Here is a 13,372-nt window from a genome sequence, read left to right as displayed (position 1 = left end):
GTGTCGGAAGTGTTCAGGCGGCCTGCCGGAAGTCAGCGGCCTGCCGCGCTGCCATCCACAAAGGTGGCGTTGCGCAAAAAGCCTTGCGTCTGTCCCAGTGCTGAGGCGCCAGCGGCCTGGCGATGGGCGGCCAGAAACTCGTCCAGACGGCTGTCGCGCAGCATGGCGCCTTGCGGCGTGCCGACGGCGTAGGCGGCCGGGGTGGCGGCCTCAACAGGGGCGGCAGCTTGTGCGGCAACTTGTGTCGCAGGCGCGGTTTGCGCCAGTTGCGGGCCGGCGGCGCTGCCGGACAGGCTCCAGAAGTTCCAGCCGATGGCGGCTGCGGCGGCAAACGAAGCCAGGCCCGCCGCCAGCTTCCAGCGGCGGTCATTGGCCGCTGGCCGCGCGGGCGGCAGGGCCGTGGCGGCAATGGGCGGCTGAGCTTGCTGGCCAATGCGCTGCATCACGCAGGCGGTGAAGGCCGCGCCGTGGCGGCAGGCAGCCAGGTCGGCCGAGCGCAGCACGTCGCCCGCCACATGCCAGGCATGCCAGTCGGCGCGGGCCGCATCGCCGCGTGAGTCGCTGGCGCAAGCCTGGGAAATGGCCTGATGCAGCGGCTCGCCTTGCAGGCGGCCGTCCATCAAGTCGCAAAGGGTTTGGCGGGGGTCGGTCATGGGAGCGTCGGTCATGGTTGCGGCTTACCAGCGCTTGCCGCCCTGATGGCTCAAAAGCGGCTTGACTCTGGCTGAAATGGCCTCGCGCGCGCGGAAGATGCGCGAGCGCACCGTGCCAATCGGGCAGGCCATCAATTCAGCGATTTCCTCGTAGCTCAGGCCCTCGATTTCGCGCAGGGTGATGGCCTGGCGCAAATCGGGCGAGAGCGCTTGCATGGCTTCATTGACGGCGGCGGCGATTTCGCGCGCGGCCAGCTCGGTTTCGGGCGTGCTGTCCGAAATAGGTTCCGCGTCGGGGCGGAAATTTTCATCGTCGTCGCCCTGGCCCTTCAAGGCCGCTTGCGTGATGAGCGGATCGCGCTTGAGGCCCAGCAGCGCGCGCTTGGCGGTATTGACGGCAATGCGGTAGAGCCACGTGTAGAACTGCGCCTCGCCCCGGAACTGCGGCAGCGCGCGCCAGGCGTTGATGAAGGTTTCTTGCGCGATGTCCTGCACCAGATCCACATCGCGCACCATGCGGCCAATCAGGCGCTCGATGCGGCGCTGGTACTTGATGACCAGCAGCTCGTAAGCGCGCGTCTGGCCCTGCACGGCGCGCGCGACCAAAGCGGCGTCGCTGTCGTCGGGGGAAGGGGCGGATTCAGGCACGGGGCGGGCGGGGCGGGCGATGGGCGCAGCGCGGTCAGCGCCAGGCGCAAGAACGGGCGGAACCGGGGGCAGGGCCAGGGGCGGGCGAATATAGCGCGCAGCGCAGCAGGCGCCACGCGGCAGCGGCGGCGCTGCCCGCGCCGCGCCGCAGGCACAGCCAAAGGGGCGGCGCGCCCGCGCGCTCCAGCCGCAGCAGCAAAAAGCGCTGGCCGTCCAGCGCCACCTGAACGCGTGAGACGGCCTGGTCAGGGCGGCCCGGCTCGCGCAGCAGCCAGCCCTGCCCGTCAAACGCCAGCTCGCGCGGCGTCTGCTGCCGCCAAAAGCGCCACAGCCCGCCGCCTATCAGCGCCAGCGCCAGCCAGGGCGCGCCCAGCCACGCGCCAGAGCGGGCGCTGCCGCTCAAGGCCGCCGCCAGCGTGGCCAGCAGCGCGGGCAGCCACAGCGCCAGCAGCAGCGCCGCCAGCCAGCTGGCGCGGCCAGCGGGGTGGGCCAGGGCAGGGGGCGTGCGCATGGCGGCGGTCAGCTTTGGGCGCTGGCCCGCAGCCTTTTCTTGCGGAGAAGGAGCGGGCCGGAAGGTGGGAAGGGGCGCATCAGAGGCATGACAATCTTGCTCTTGTATCCATAGCAAGAGGTCCTAGTGAAAATTGCGCAAAGCGGCATTTCAGGCCCCTCGAATTCGCTCCTGATTTTGATGCGTTGCGGCCCGTGTTCAGCGCATCAGGGGCTGGCCGTTGAGCAGCATCTTGCCGCCGGGTTCGACTTCAAAGTGGGCGCTCCAGGCGCCGTTTTCGTTTTTCACGAAGCCCTGGGCGGCAAAGCCGTCGGCCATTTGCTCCAGCGATTCGGCGCTGACGCGGGGGTCGCCAGCCATTTTGGCGACGACGGCGCTCCAGGCGCGCGGGATGTGAAGGCTGGCCTTGATGCTGGCGCGCTGCATCAGCTTGAACATCGCGGGCAGCTGGATGGGCGATTCCTTGGCCTGCGCGTCGGCGGCGGCCAGGGCCACGCTGTATTCAAGCGAGCCGGCCTGCTGGTCGATGGTGGCACCGTAGCGCACCTGCACGGCTGGCTCGCCAGCGAGCAGCTCTTGCAGCAGCGCCTCGGTTTCGCCCTTGAACTGCTCTTGCATGGCTTGCAGCGCGGCCTGGCGCTCTTCGCCTTGCAGGCTCTTGTCGGTGAGCGCGCCCCACGCGCGCGCCAGCATCTGCTGGGCTTGCAGCAGGGCGGCGGCGCTGATCTTGTCGAGCTTGACGTCGTAGCTCAGCGCTTGCAGCGCCACGCCGCCGATTTCGCCTGCGGTGGCGTAGTGGCCGTGGGAGCTGATGGCGTCGCCCTGGCGGGTGGTGTCCACTTTGTAGGTGAGCTGGTCGAAGCGGAAAAGGTCCTTGCCGCCCATGCTGGCCTGCATGCTGGCCACGCGGCCCTCTTGCTGGCCGGGGGCCAGCAGCCACAGGCCGGAGCCGATGTCGGCGCTGAACTGGCCTTGCATGCCGCCCACGCGTATTTGCAGCGCGGCAGGCTGGCCGCCGGGGCCGGGCGCGGCTTTGGCGGCTTCAGGCGCGGGTTCTGGCGCTGTTTCGGGCGCGGCTTCGGGCGCGGCTTCAGATGCCTTGGCGGCGGGGGCGAAGGTCATTTCCATGCCTTTGAAGTCCACCTGGCCGGACAGGCGCTGGCGGTTCTGGCTCAGGCGCAGGTCGTAAGTCAGGGGCTGCCAGCTCGCCTGGCTGGCGGGCTGGCCGGGCTGTTGCACGGCGAAGCGGCCGGCGGGCAGCAGCAGCTGCGCCGTCATGTCGCCCGCCAGCGGGCGGTGGAGCGTGACTTCGGGCGGCTCGGCCTGGGCGAAGGCCTGGCGCACTTCATCGGGCAGGCCCTCCACCTTGGCCAGCTTCAGGCGCGTGGTCACGCCCAGCGCACCGTGGCTGACGTGCTGGCTGATGTGAAAGCGCACGGGCGGCAGCGGCGCGCTGCTGTCCGCCTGGCTTTCGCGGCTGCTTTCGGCCTGGCTTTCATGGCCTTCGCCAGCTTTTGCGGCGGCGCTCTGGGCCGCCTTGGGCGGGCGTTTGAGTTCCACGACGATGGTGTTTTCGTCGCTGAACAGGCCGCGCTGGTAATTGCTTTGCACCACGGCGTGCTCGCCCAGCTTGTCTTTCACCCAGTTCAGGGCCTGGTCGGTGTGGTGCTCGGCCTGCTGGCCCATCCACCAGCTGGCGCCGGCGTAGCCAGCGGCGGCGATGACGGCGGCGGCGGCCGCGATTTTGGTGAGTTTGCTCATGTTGATGATGGCGTGGCGTTTGAAAAAGAAAAGCTGAAAAAGGACAGCGGCGGATTTTCAGGGCCGCGAAAAATCATGAAAAACGCCGCCAGCGCCCGTGGATTGGGCGCGGGCAGCTATCAAAAGCGCAGTGGCAGCGGGCATGGGGCGCTTCAGTCTAGCCGCAGGCCCAGGGTGCGCACGATCTGGCCGAGCGCTTCGGCCTCTTTGCCGATGTGCTGGCGCAGCTCTTCGGGGCTGGAGCCAACGGGCTGCCAGCCCAGGGCGAGCAGGCGCTGGCGCAGCGGCTGGGCCTGCATGACGGCGGCCACGGCCTGCGCCAGCTTTTGCCGCGCGGCGGCGGGCAGGCCGGCGGGGGCGATGAGGGCGTTCCACACCTGCAAGTCGTAATCGGGCACGCCCAGCTCGGCGAGCGCGGGCACGCCGGGGGCCAGGGGGCTGCGGCTGGCGGTGGTCAGGCCAATGGCGCGCAGCCGCCCTTCGGCCACGTGCGGCATGGCGACGCCGGGGGCCATCAGCCCCATCTGAATCTGCCCGCCGATCAGGGCGGTGATGACGGCGGGCTGCCCGTTGTAGGGCACGTGCAGGGGGTTGAAGCCGGGCAGGCGGGCCTTGATGAGTTCCACGCCCAGGTGGGCGATGGAGCCTGCGCCCACGGAGCCGTAGTTCCAGCGCTCGCCTTCCTGGCGGGCCTTTTGCAGAAATTCCTTGCCGCCGGGCAGGCCGGCCGGGGCCACGAGCACGGCGGGGGCGGTGGTCAGCAGGCTGATGGGGGCCAGGTCTTTAGCCGGGTTGTAGGCGAGCTTGCGGTACAGCAGCGGGGCGGTGGTGAGGTTGCCGTTGATGGCGATGCCCAGCGTGTGCCCGTCGGCGGCGCGGGCGACTTGCGCGGCGGCGATGTTGCCGCCCGCGCCGGGCTTGTTTTCAACGATCACGGGCTGCCCCAGCGCGGCGGCCAGCGGCTCGGCCAGCGCGCGCGCCGTCAGATCGGGCGAGGAGCCGCCGGGAAAGCCGACCATGAGCTTGACGGGCTGCACGGGCCAGCTTGCGGCCGGAGCATCGGCGGCCTGCGCGCGCGGCGCGGCGGCGGCCAGGGCGGCCAGCAGGAGGGAGCGGCGTTGCATTTTGTGGGTGGTTGGCATGGGAGTCAAAACGCTTTTTGCTATTGATAGTGAGGCAAATCCAGGCCCATTGAAACGGCTGAGGTCCTAGTGGAATCTGCGCAGTGCGCTATGAAACAAGGAGCAAAGAAACCGTTCTGTTCATGGCTTGGCGTCCTGCGCGCGGGCCTGCTCGCGCGCCAGTTTTTCGGCTTTTTCCTGCGCTTCGCGGGCTTTTCTGGCGCGGCGCTCCTGCACGCGGCGCTTGGCGAGCACGCGGATTTCGTCAGGGGTGAGAAAGCCGTCGCCATTGGTATCGGCGGTGTGGAATTCCGAGCGCAGGGGCTTCCAGGGCACGAAGCGCACTTCCTTCCATTCCAGGTGGCCATCGTGGTTGGTGTCGAGCATGTCGAACCAGACGCGGGCCTGTTTCTCGCCCTGGCCGGGTTCTTCGGCGGGTTTTCCGGCAGATGTTTCAGCAGCGGGCGCATCGGCGGCAGCGCAGGGCAGGGCCAGCAGCAGCGCCAGCAGGCCAGCGGGCAGGGCGGGTGTTTTCATGGGGGCGCAATCATGCCGTTGGCGGCTTTGCGCCCTGGCTGCGGGCGGGCGGCTCGTTGGCCACGCCGGCGGCCACATGGCCGGCGGGCACGTGGCGGGCGGCGTGTTCGGTGTGGCCGGTCTGGTCGTCAAAAAAGAAATCGGGCGCGAATTCGCGCAGAAAGCCGCCTTTGGGCAGGCCGCCGAGGAACATGGCTTCGTCCACGGCAATGCGCCAGGCCATCAGCGTTTGAATGGCGCGCTCGTGCGCGGGGGCGCTGCGGGCGGTGACGAGCGCGGTGCGCAGGCGCATCTTCGGCGCGCCGCCATCGCTGCCATCGCCGCCGCCAGCGTTTTGCAGGCGGTTGAGCGCGTCCAGCAAAGGCTTGAAAGGGCCGGGCGGCAGGGGCTGGCGGGCCTTTTCGCGCTCGTGCGTGTGGAAGGCGGCGATGCCCCCGCTTTGGTAGATGCGCTCGGCTTCGTCGGAAAACAGCACGGCGTCGCCGTCAAAGGCGATGCGCACTTCATCAGGATGGGCTTCGCTGGCGGGGGCCGATTCGGTGAGCACGCGGGCGGCCGGAAAGCCCAGCGCCAGCGCCTGCTTCACATCGGCCTCGTTGGCCGAGAGAAACAGGTGCGCGCCCAGCGGCCGCAGGTAGCCAAAGGGCGCGCGCCCCTGCGTGAACACGCCCCTCTCCAGCGCAACGCCATTGGCGGCGGCGCTGCGGAAGGCGCGCATGCCGCTGACAGGGTCGTTGCGCGAGAGCATGACCACTTCCACCCGCTTGCGCTCCGGCGTGTTGAAGGCCAGCAGCTTTTTCACCAGCGCGAAGGCCACGCCGGGGCGCGCGGGCGCGTCCAGCCGGTCGAGCTGCAACCGCATGTAGGCGGCGGCGTCGCCCGTTTCAAACAAGTGGTTTTCTTCCTCGAAGTCAAACAGCGCGCGCGAGGAAATGGCGACGACGAGCTGGTCTTGCAGGCTGGCGGGCATGGGCGGGCGAAGCGAGGCGGGGAGCGGGGCGGGGGAGCGAAAAAAGCAAGGGGCAAAAGCAGGAGGAGCAAATGTACCCGCCCAATACAATCCGTTGCACTCCAGGCTCCCGCTCATGAAGATTCTGCTCTGCAACGACGATGGCTACCAGGCCCCCGGCATCTGCGCGCTGCATGCCGCGCTGGCGGCCGCGCCCGGCGTGCAGGTGGAAGTGGTGGCGCCGGAGCGCAACAACAGCGCCAAGTCCAACGCGCTCACGCTGCACGCGCCGCTGTTCGTGCACGAGGCGGCAAACGGCTTTCGCTACGTGAGCGGCACGCCCGCCGACTGCGTGCACCTGGCGCTGACGGGGCTGCTGGGCTACCGGCCCGATCTGGTCGTCTCCGGCATCAACAACGGCGCCAACATGGGCGACGACACGCTGTATTCAGGCACCGTGGGCGCGGCGATGGAGGGCTATCTGTTCGGCATTCCGGCCATCGCCTTCTCGCAAGTGCAAAAGGGCTGGGCGCACCTTGAAGACGCCGCGCTGAAGGCGCGCGACATCGTGCTGGGCGTGGCCGCCGGGCGGGTGGGCGAGGGCGCCGGCGGCCAGCCCTGGCTGCTCAACATCAACATTCCCAACCTGCCGCTGGCGCAGCTGGGGCGCGTGAAAGTCTGCCGCCTGGGCCGCCGCCACGCCGCTGAAAAAGCCTGCGTGCAAGTCAGCCCGCACGGCGACACGATGTACTGGATAGGCGGCGCAGGCCCCGCGCTGGATGATGCGGAAGGCACCGACTTTCACGCCACGGCGTCTGGCTGCGTCTCGCTCACGCCGCTGCAAGTGGATTTGACCGATCACGATCGGCTGGCCTACTGGCACCAGGGCCTGGCGGGCACGCTCACCGGAAAGGGGCCGCAGCAGCCATGAGCGCGCCGCCGCGTCGCCCGCCGGGCCAGGGCCGTTCAGGGCGCATCGTGCCCGCCCTGCAAGCCCAGGCGCGCACGCCCGCCGAAGGCGATTTCAATGACCCCATTCCCGCCCGCGCCCACATGCTGCGCCAGCTTGCGGCGCAGGGCCTGCGCGACGCCCAGGTGCTGCGCGCGCTGGGCGCGGTGGATCGCCGCCGCTTCGTGGAAGCCGCGCTGGCGCGCCGCGCCTATGAAGACACGGCCCTGCCCATTGGCCTGGGGCAGACCATCTCCAAACCCAGCGTGGTGGCGCGCATGGTGGCGCTGCTGCGCGGCGGCCTGACCGACCCCGCAACCGGCAAGCTGGGCCGCGTGCTGGACATCGGCACCGGCTGCGGCTATCAGGCCGTCGTTCTCTCGCACGTGGCCGACGAGGTCTACAGCATGGAGCGTCTGCGCGGCCTGCACGAGAAAGTGCGCGAAACCCTGCGCCCCTTGCGCGTGAGCAACGTGCACCTCATTCTGGGCGACGGCATGGAAGGCTTTCCCAGCGGCGCGCCCTACGCCGGCATCATCGCCGCCGCCAGCGGCGCCGCCGTGCCCCCCGCCTGGGTCGAGCAGCTGGCCGTGGGCGGGCGCATCGTCGCGCCGGTGGACGTGCGCGGCGACGGCGGGCAGGCGCTCGTCGTCATCGAGAAAACCCGCCAGGGGCTGACGCACGCCGTGCTCGAACCCGTGCACTTCGTGCCCCTAAAATCCGGCATTTCCTGAGAAAATTTTCACAGTCTGGCAACGCGCCTTCACAAAAACGCCGGGCAGGCGTTCAGGCGCGGGCCACGCCCGGCGGAAGGCGCTTCAGCCCTCCGACAGGCTGCCCCGCCCCATGCAGGCGGCGGCAGGCGGCCCCACCGAACAAAGGAAATCCAGCATGGTTCTTCTCACACGCAGCACTCACACGACGCGGGCCTGGGCGGCGCTGACGCTGGCCGCCGCGCTGGCCATCAGCGGCTGCTCCACCACGCGCGCGCCGCGCGCTTCCGGCGCCAACGTCACCCTGCCCGGCGCGTGGAGCGCGCAGCCCGGCGGCACGGGCGCGGCCGCCGCGCCCGCCGCCACCCCCGCGGTCGATCCTTCCACCCTGCCCGGTGCCGAAAACGCGGGCAAGCCCGGCTACCACACCGTCCGCCCAGGCGAAACGGTGCGCAAGATCGCCGCCGAATACAACCAGGACTGGCGCGACATCATCCGCTGGAACCAGCAGCTGCCCAACCCGGACGTGATTGAAATCGGCCAGGTTCTGCGCGTTCTGCCGCCCGCCAAAGCGCCTGCGCACGCCAGCGCCACGCCGCCCGCCACCACCACCACCACCACCACCCCGGCTGCTGGCGACGTGGCCGTGGCCACGCAGACCACGCCGGGCGTGACGCCTGCCGCCATGACGCCCCCGCCGGTTTCTCCGCCCGCCGCCACGGCCCAGACGGCCAGCCAGGCCGGCGCGCTGGACGAGAAAGTCTCCTTCATGTGGCCCGCCAGCGGCGCGGTCATCAGCGGCGGTGCGGGCGAAAAGGGCAAGGCCCTGTTCATCGGCGGCAAGGCGGGCGACCCCGTCGTGGCCGCCGCCGACGGCAAGGTCGTGTATGCCGGCGCGGGCCTGCGCGGCTACGGCAATCTGCTCATCGTGCAGCACACCGACGCCGTCATCAGCGCCTACGCCCACAACCGCGCCCTGCTCGTGAAGGAAAAGCAGACTGTCAAGAAAGGCCAGCGCATCGCCGAAATGGGCGACAGCCACGCCAGCCGCGTCATGCTGCGCTTTGAAATCCGCAACAACGGCAAGCTGGTCGATCCCCTGCGCTACCTGCCCGCGCGCTGAGTGCCGCTGGCCGCGCGGCCTCTTTCACGACGTCAAAGGGCGCTGGCAGCGCCCTTTTTCATGCGGCCAAGGCACAGCCGGACTTGGATGAATGGCGATATTTCGCTCTTTTATCCATAGCATGATGTCCTAGTGAAAACTGCGCAAGAGGCATTTCAGGCCCCTTGAATTCGCTATTGTTTTTGATGATGTTTGACTGTTGCAGAGCCGCTGCGCAATCCGGCTTTGCCCGTCTGCTGCCCAATCTGGATCTGCGGTGCGGGTTGATGGCAAGCGGGCGGCATCAAGCCGCAGTAGGGATTTCCGGCATTCCCAAGCGGGCAGCAAAGGCCAACACTTTGGGGCAGGATTGACTGCCATGACTTCTTCCAGCCTTCAGCATCTCATTGACGCCAATCACGCCTGGGCCGAGGGCGTGAGCCGCCAGCAGCCCGGCTTTTTCCAGCAGCTGGCCAAGCAGCAAAGCCCGCGCTACCTGTGGATTGGCTGCTCCGACAGCCGCGTGCCCGCCAATCAGGTGGTGGCGCTGGCGCCGGGCGAGGTGTTCGTGCACCGCAATGTGGGCAATGTCATCGTTCACTCCGATCTCAACGCCCTCTCGGTCATCCAGTACGCGGTGGACTATCTGAAGGTGGAGCACATCATGGTGGTGGGGCACTACGGCTGCGGCGGCGTGCTGGCGGCCCTGCACGGGCAGCGCGTGGGCCTGGCCGACAACTGGCTGCGTCACATTGGCGACGTGAAGATGCGTCACTACGCACGCCTGGCCAGCCTGTGCCGCCACGAGCAGGAAGATGCGCTGTGCGAGATGAACGCCATTGAGCAAGCCTTCAACGTGGCGCAGTCCAACGTGGTGCAAGACGCCTGGAAGCGCGGCCAGCCGCTTTGCGTGCATGGCTGGTGCTACGGCCTGAAAGACGGCAAGGTCAAAGACCTGGGAGTGACCATGAGCTGCGCCGAAGACGCCGGGCAGATTTACCGCGCCGCCCTGCAACGCTACCCGTGTGCGCGGCCGCCAAGGCTTGACGTTTCGCTTGATGTTTCGCAGGAAGGCGCACCTCAAAAACGGTAACAATTCCCGGCGAGAACCTGTTTGCGCCCCGCATTGCCATGCCACCGCTGCCGGTGGCAGACAGATTCCAAGCCGCCCGCGCCCCGGCCCAAGCGGCGTTTTGCAAGTACCTGAAAGGAGACTCTCTCATGAGTGAAACCATCGTCATCGTTTCCGCCACCCGCACCCCGATGGGGAGCTTCCAGGGCGACTTCACTCCGCTGTCCGCCAACGAACTGGGCGGCGTGGCCATCAAGGCTGCCGTTGAAAAAGCGGGGCTGCAGCCGCAGCAAGTCGATGAAGTCATCTTCGGCAATGTGCTCACCGCCGGCCAGGGGCAAGCGCCCGCACGGCAAGCCGCCATCAAGGCCGGGCTGCCCATCTCCACGGGCGCGGCCACGCTCAACAAGGTTTGCGGCTCGGCCATGAAGGCCGTCATGCTGGCCGCTGACGCCATCAAGGCAGGCTCTGCCAGCGTGGTGGTGGCTGGCGGCATGGAAAGCATGACCAACGCGCCCTACCTGCTCAAAAAAGCCCGCGGCGGCTACCGCCTGGGCCACGACAAGATTTATGACCACATGATGCTCGATGGCCTGGAAGACGCTTACGAAGAAGGTCGCAGCATGGGCCTGTTCGGCGAAGACTGTGCCGCCAAGTACAACTTCACGCGGCAAATGCAGGATGACTTCGCCATGGCCAGCGTGCAGCGCGCGCAAAGCGCCATCGCCTCGGGCGCGTTCAAGGAAGAAATCACCCCCGTCACCATCAAAGACCGCAAAGGCGAGCGCGTGGTGGACACCGATGAAGGCCCGGGCCGCATCAAGCCCGAAAAAATCCCCACCCTCAAGCCCGCCTTCAAAAAAGACGGCACCGTCACCGCCGCCGCCAGCTCCAGCATCAATGACGGCGCAGCCGCCGTGGTGCTCATGACCGAAAGCCGTGCCAAGGAGTTGGGCTGCAAGCCGCTGGCGCGCATCGTCAGCTACGCCACGCACTCGCAAGAGCCGGGCTGGTTCACCACCGCCCCCGTGCAAGCCAGCGAAAAGGCGCTGAAAAAAGCCGGCTGGCAAGTGGGCGATGTGGATCTGTGGGAAGTCAACGAAGCCTTCGCCGTGGTGCCCATGGCGCTGATGCACGAGCTGAAAGTGCCGCATGACAAAGTGAACGTCAACGGCGGCGCTTGTGCGCTGGGCCACCCGATTGGCGCCAGCGGCGCGCGCATCATCGTCACGCTGCTTTATGCGCTGAAAAAGCGCGGCCTGAAAAAAGGCCTGGCCACGCTGTGCATCGGCGGCGGCGAAGGCACGGCCATGGCGCTGGAACTGCTGTAAGCCACTGGCGCGCCTGCTTTTTTTTGAATAGGGACAGGCGCGTTTGATGAGAAAAGCGGCCCTTGAGGCCGCTTTTTCTTTTCTGTTTCGGCGCTTCGCGGTGAGTGACTTGACCTCGCGCGGGCAGATTGCAAACAGGCTTCCAAAGTCGCTCCCGGCATTCATGACAGCCCATTCAGGCTGCGCCAAGGCACTTGAGCAATTGAGTATTCGGATGCCTGGCTGAAATGAAAAACGGGGCGGATGTTGCTGCCCCGTTTTTTCGTCATTGGCGTGCGATGCGCCAGCTGCGCTTCAGGGGTAGAGGCCGCGCAGATCGCGCGCTTGCAGGATGCGCGTGCAGGCCACGATGTAGGCGGCCGTGCGCAGCGTGACTTTGTGCTGCTGGGCCACGTCCCACACGCTGGTGAAGGCTTCTTTCATGATGCGCACCAGGCGTTCGTTGATTTCGGTTTCCGTCCAGAAGAAGCTGGAGAAGTCCTGCACCCATTCAAAGTAGCTGACCGTGACGCCGCCTGCATTGGCAATGACGTCGGGCACGACAAGCACGCCCTTGTCTTTCAGAATGTCGTCGCCGGCCGGTACCGTGGGGCCGTTGGCGCCTTCCACAATCAGTTTGGCCTTGATTTGCCCGGCGTTGGCGGCGGTAATCTGGCCTTCCAGCGCGGCGGGAATGAGGATGTCGCAAGGGGTGGCCCAGAAATCGGCGGCATCCATGGCTTCAGCGCCTTTGAAGCCCGCGACGCTGCCGGTTTGCGCCACGTGTGCGAGCAGGGCGGGCACATCCAGCCCCTTGGCATTGGCGATGCTGCCGCCGTGGTCTTGCACGGCCACGATGAGCGCGCCCGCTTCGGCAAACAGCTTGGCCGCAATGCCGCCCACGTTGCCAAAGCCTTGCACGGCCACGCGCGCGCCGGGCACGCTCAGGCCCAGGCGCTGGGCAGCTTCCACGCCCACGGTGAACACGCCCCGGCCCGTGGCTTCGCGCCGGCCCAGCGAGCCGCCCAGCGAAATGGGCTTGCCGGTGACCACGCCGGTGGCGGTTTCGCCCAGATTGACGGAGTAGGTGTCCATCATCCAGGCCATGATTTTTTCGTTGGTGTTCACATCAGGCGCGGGAATGTCCTTGGTCGGGCCGATGATGATGCCGATTTCGCTGGTGTAGCGGCGCGTGAGGCGCTCCAGCTCGCCTTGCGAGAGCTTGCGCGGATCGACGCGGATGCCGCCCTTGGCGCCGCCATAGGGCACGCCGACGGCGGCGTTTTTGATGGACATCCAGGCCGACAGCGCCATCACTTCCGACAGCGTCACGTCCTGGTGAAAGCGCACGCCGCCCTTGCCGGGGCCCCGGCTGGTGTTGTGCTGCACGCGGTAGCCCTCGAAGTGGGCGATGCTGCCGTCATCCATCTGGATGGGTACATCCACCACCAGCGCGCGCTTGGGGCGCTTGAGCGTTTCCACCCATTTGGACAAGGGTCCCAGATAAGGCGTGACGCGATCGACTTGCGTGAGGTAAATGCCCCACGGCCCCAGACGCTCTGGATTGAGGTACGAGGGCAAGGCATGAGTGGCGGTTTGGCTGGATGTCATGCGAACTTCCCGAAATGAAAAACAAAAGGGCTTGAGAAAAACAAAAGGGCTTGAAGCTTAACGGTTTGCAACAGCGTCTTGCGCCTTCCTGCGCCCTGCTTTGCTCGGAGCCTGTTCAAAGGCCTTTGATCAAGAGAGCCAGAAATTTTCAGCCAGACCAAGCAGAGCTCAACGATTCAGCGCTTGGGTTTCACCTTGAATGCGTGAAGTTCGCCTCTCCTGGCTATCTGCACCGTCACATGCTCGCCAAGGATGTTTTTGACGTCCTGCGCACTGACCTGCGTGGCCGCAATCGCGCAGCAGGCTTTGCAGGCAGCCCTGGCTGTGCTGGCTGCACTCCGGCACAGCCAGCGCCTTTTGACGCTGCCGCTGGGAGGGCGGGCTTGCGCGGTGACATCGCGAAGACAGAGCCAGCCTGATTCACATGCCGTGGTT

The 13,372-nt window shown here is 67.3% G+C and carries 14 protein-coding genes and 1 pseudogene; 6 read left to right on the top strand and 9 right to left on the bottom strand.

The genetic code is table 11. The features are described 5' to 3' along the window. Positions 1-32: 32 nt before the first annotated feature. The 7 genes from ADJ79_RS05485 to ADJ79_RS05455 all read right to left on the bottom strand — a co-directional run bounded on the left by ADJ79_RS05485 (position 33) and on the right by ADJ79_RS05455 (position 6,201). The gene (locus tag ADJ79_RS05485) at positions 33-668 is read right to left on the bottom strand and encodes a sigma-E factor negative regulatory protein (RefSeq protein ID WP_082203138.1); all 636 of its coding nucleotides are present in this window, start codon (positions 666-668) and stop codon (positions 33-35) included. A 9-nt stretch (positions 669-677) separates the two neighbouring features. Further along, a complete protein-coding gene (gene rpoE / locus ADJ79_RS05480; protein WP_050715115.1) occupies positions 678-1,301 on the bottom strand; it encodes an RNA polymerase sigma factor RpoE in 624 nt (207 codons plus the stop codon). 34 nt (positions 1,302-1,335) lie between these two features. Further along, positions 1,336-1,812, bottom strand: coding sequence for a hypothetical protein (locus tag ADJ79_RS14085; protein ID WP_050715114.1), 477 nt, complete (start codon positions 1,810-1,812; stop codon positions 1,336-1,338). 198 nt (positions 1,813-2,010) lie between these two features. Beyond that, entirely contained in the window at positions 2,011-3,573 is a 1,563-nt protein-coding gene (locus ADJ79_RS05470; RefSeq protein ID WP_050715113.1) for a DUF945 family protein, read from the bottom strand. 152 nt (positions 3,574-3,725) lie between these two features. Then, positions 3,726-4,697, bottom strand: coding sequence for a tripartite tricarboxylate transporter substrate binding protein (locus tag ADJ79_RS05465; protein ID WP_050716442.1), 972 nt, complete (start codon positions 4,695-4,697; stop codon positions 3,726-3,728). 138 nt (positions 4,698-4,835) lie between these two features. Continuing rightward, a complete protein-coding gene (locus ADJ79_RS05460) occupies positions 4,836-5,231 on the bottom strand; it encodes a hypothetical protein (RefSeq protein WP_050715112.1) in 396 nt (131 codons plus the stop codon). A 10-nt stretch (positions 5,232-5,241) separates the two neighbouring features. Next, positions 5,242-6,201: a 5'-nucleotidase gene (locus ADJ79_RS05455; protein WP_050715111.1), complete on the bottom strand. Its 960-nt coding sequence runs from the start codon at positions 6,199-6,201 to the stop codon at positions 5,242-5,244. Between the two features lie 115 nt (positions 6,202-6,316). On the opposite strand from ADJ79_RS05455, the gene surE reads away from it, so the two are divergent. The 6 genes from surE to ADJ79_RS05430 all read left to right on the top strand — a co-directional run bounded on the left by surE (position 6,317) and on the right by ADJ79_RS05430 (position 11,347). Then, positions 6,317-7,111 carry a 5'/3'-nucleotidase SurE gene (surE, locus tag ADJ79_RS05450; RefSeq protein WP_050715110.1) on the top strand — a complete coding sequence of 265 codons (795 nt, stop codon included), beginning with the start codon at positions 6,317-6,319 and terminating at the stop codon, positions 7,109-7,111. Continuing rightward, a complete protein-coding gene (locus tag ADJ79_RS05445; protein WP_082203136.1) occupies positions 7,108-7,863 on the top strand; it encodes a protein-L-isoaspartate(D-aspartate) O-methyltransferase in 756 nt (251 codons plus the stop codon). The genes surE and ADJ79_RS05445 overlap by 4 nt, the downstream gene beginning before the upstream one ends. 157 nt (positions 7,864-8,020) lie before the next feature. Continuing rightward, positions 8,021-8,965, top strand: coding sequence for a peptidoglycan DD-metalloendopeptidase family protein (locus ADJ79_RS05440; RefSeq protein ID WP_050716440.1), 945 nt, complete (start codon positions 8,021-8,023; stop codon positions 8,963-8,965). A 164-nt stretch (positions 8,966-9,129) separates the two neighbouring features. Next, positions 9,130-9,318 (top strand): hypothetical protein, encoded by a 189-nt coding sequence (locus ADJ79_RS14080; protein ID WP_156304043.1) that lies wholly within the window; start codon positions 9,130-9,132, stop codon positions 9,316-9,318. Positions 9,319-9,323: 5 nt separating this feature from the next. Then, a complete protein-coding gene (can, locus tag ADJ79_RS05435; protein ID WP_082203079.1) occupies positions 9,324-10,037 on the top strand; it encodes a carbonate dehydratase in 714 nt (237 codons plus the stop codon). Between the two features lie 128 nt (positions 10,038-10,165). After that, positions 10,166-11,347 carry an acetyl-CoA C-acyltransferase gene (locus tag ADJ79_RS05430; RefSeq protein WP_050715109.1) on the top strand — a complete coding sequence of 394 codons (1,182 nt, stop codon included), beginning with the start codon at positions 10,166-10,168 and terminating at the stop codon, positions 11,345-11,347. 294 nt (positions 11,348-11,641) lie between these two features. On the opposite strand, the gene ADJ79_RS05420 is transcribed toward ADJ79_RS05430, so the two are convergent. Both ADJ79_RS05420 and ADJ79_RS14075 read right to left on the bottom strand, forming a co-directional pair. Next, complete coding sequence (locus ADJ79_RS05420) at positions 11,642-12,937, bottom strand: Glu/Leu/Phe/Val dehydrogenase (protein ID WP_050715107.1); 1,296 nt, start codon at positions 12,935-12,937, stop codon at positions 11,642-11,644. A gap of 179 nt (positions 12,938-13,116) precedes the next feature. Next, positions 13,117-13,209: pseudogene (locus ADJ79_RS14075) on the bottom strand (IS5/IS1182 family transposase); the annotation flags it as partial. Positions 13,210-13,372 lie beyond the last annotated feature (163 nt).

Origin of the sequence: Ottowia sp. oral taxon 894 (assembly GCF_001262075.1) — a bacterium.
In the GTDB taxonomy this organism is placed as follows: Bacteria; Pseudomonadota; Gammaproteobacteria; order Burkholderiales; family Burkholderiaceae_C; genus Ottowia; species Ottowia massiliensis.
The sequence above is the reverse complement of the archived record's forward strand: the minus strand, read 5'-3'. Positions and strand labels throughout refer to the sequence as shown.

Coding starts and splice junctions, on each gene's coding strand:
- ADJ79_RS05430 (WP_050715109.1), top strand. CDS start 10,166: ATGAGTGAAACCATCGTCATCGTTTCCGCCACCCGCACCCCGATGGGG.
- ADJ79_RS05465 (WP_050716442.1), bottom strand. CDS start 4,697: ATGCAACGCCGCTCCCTCCTGCTGGCCGCCCTGGCCGCCGCCGCGCCG.
- ADJ79_RS05445 (WP_082203136.1), top strand. CDS start 7,108: ATGAGCGCGCCGCCGCGTCGCCCGCCGGGCCAGGGCCGTTCAGGGCGC.
- surE (WP_050715110.1), top strand. CDS start 6,317: ATGAAGATTCTGCTCTGCAACGACGATGGCTACCAGGCCCCCGGCATC.
- ADJ79_RS05460 (WP_050715112.1), bottom strand. CDS start 5,231: ATGAAAACACCCGCCCTGCCCGCTGGCCTGCTGGCGCTGCTGCTGGCC.
- ADJ79_RS05470 (WP_050715113.1), bottom strand. CDS start 3,573: ATGAGCAAACTCACCAAAATCGCGGCCGCCGCCGCCGTCATCGCCGCC.
- ADJ79_RS05440 (WP_050716440.1), top strand. CDS start 8,021: ATGGTTCTTCTCACACGCAGCACTCACACGACGCGGGCCTGGGCGGCG.
- ADJ79_RS05485 (WP_082203138.1), bottom strand. CDS start 668: ATGACCGACGCTCCCATGACCGACCCCCGCCAAACCCTTTGCGACTTG.
- can (WP_082203079.1), top strand. CDS start 9,324: ATGACTTCTTCCAGCCTTCAGCATCTCATTGACGCCAATCACGCCTGG.
- ADJ79_RS14085 (WP_050715114.1), bottom strand. CDS start 1,812: ATGCGCACGCCCCCTGCCCTGGCCCACCCCGCTGGCCGCGCCAGCTGG.
- ADJ79_RS05420 (WP_050715107.1), bottom strand. CDS start 12,937: ATGACATCCAGCCAAACCGCCACTCATGCCTTGCCCTCGTACCTCAAT.
- ADJ79_RS05455 (WP_050715111.1), bottom strand. CDS start 6,201: ATGCCCGCCAGCCTGCAAGACCAGCTCGTCGTCGCCATTTCCTCGCGC.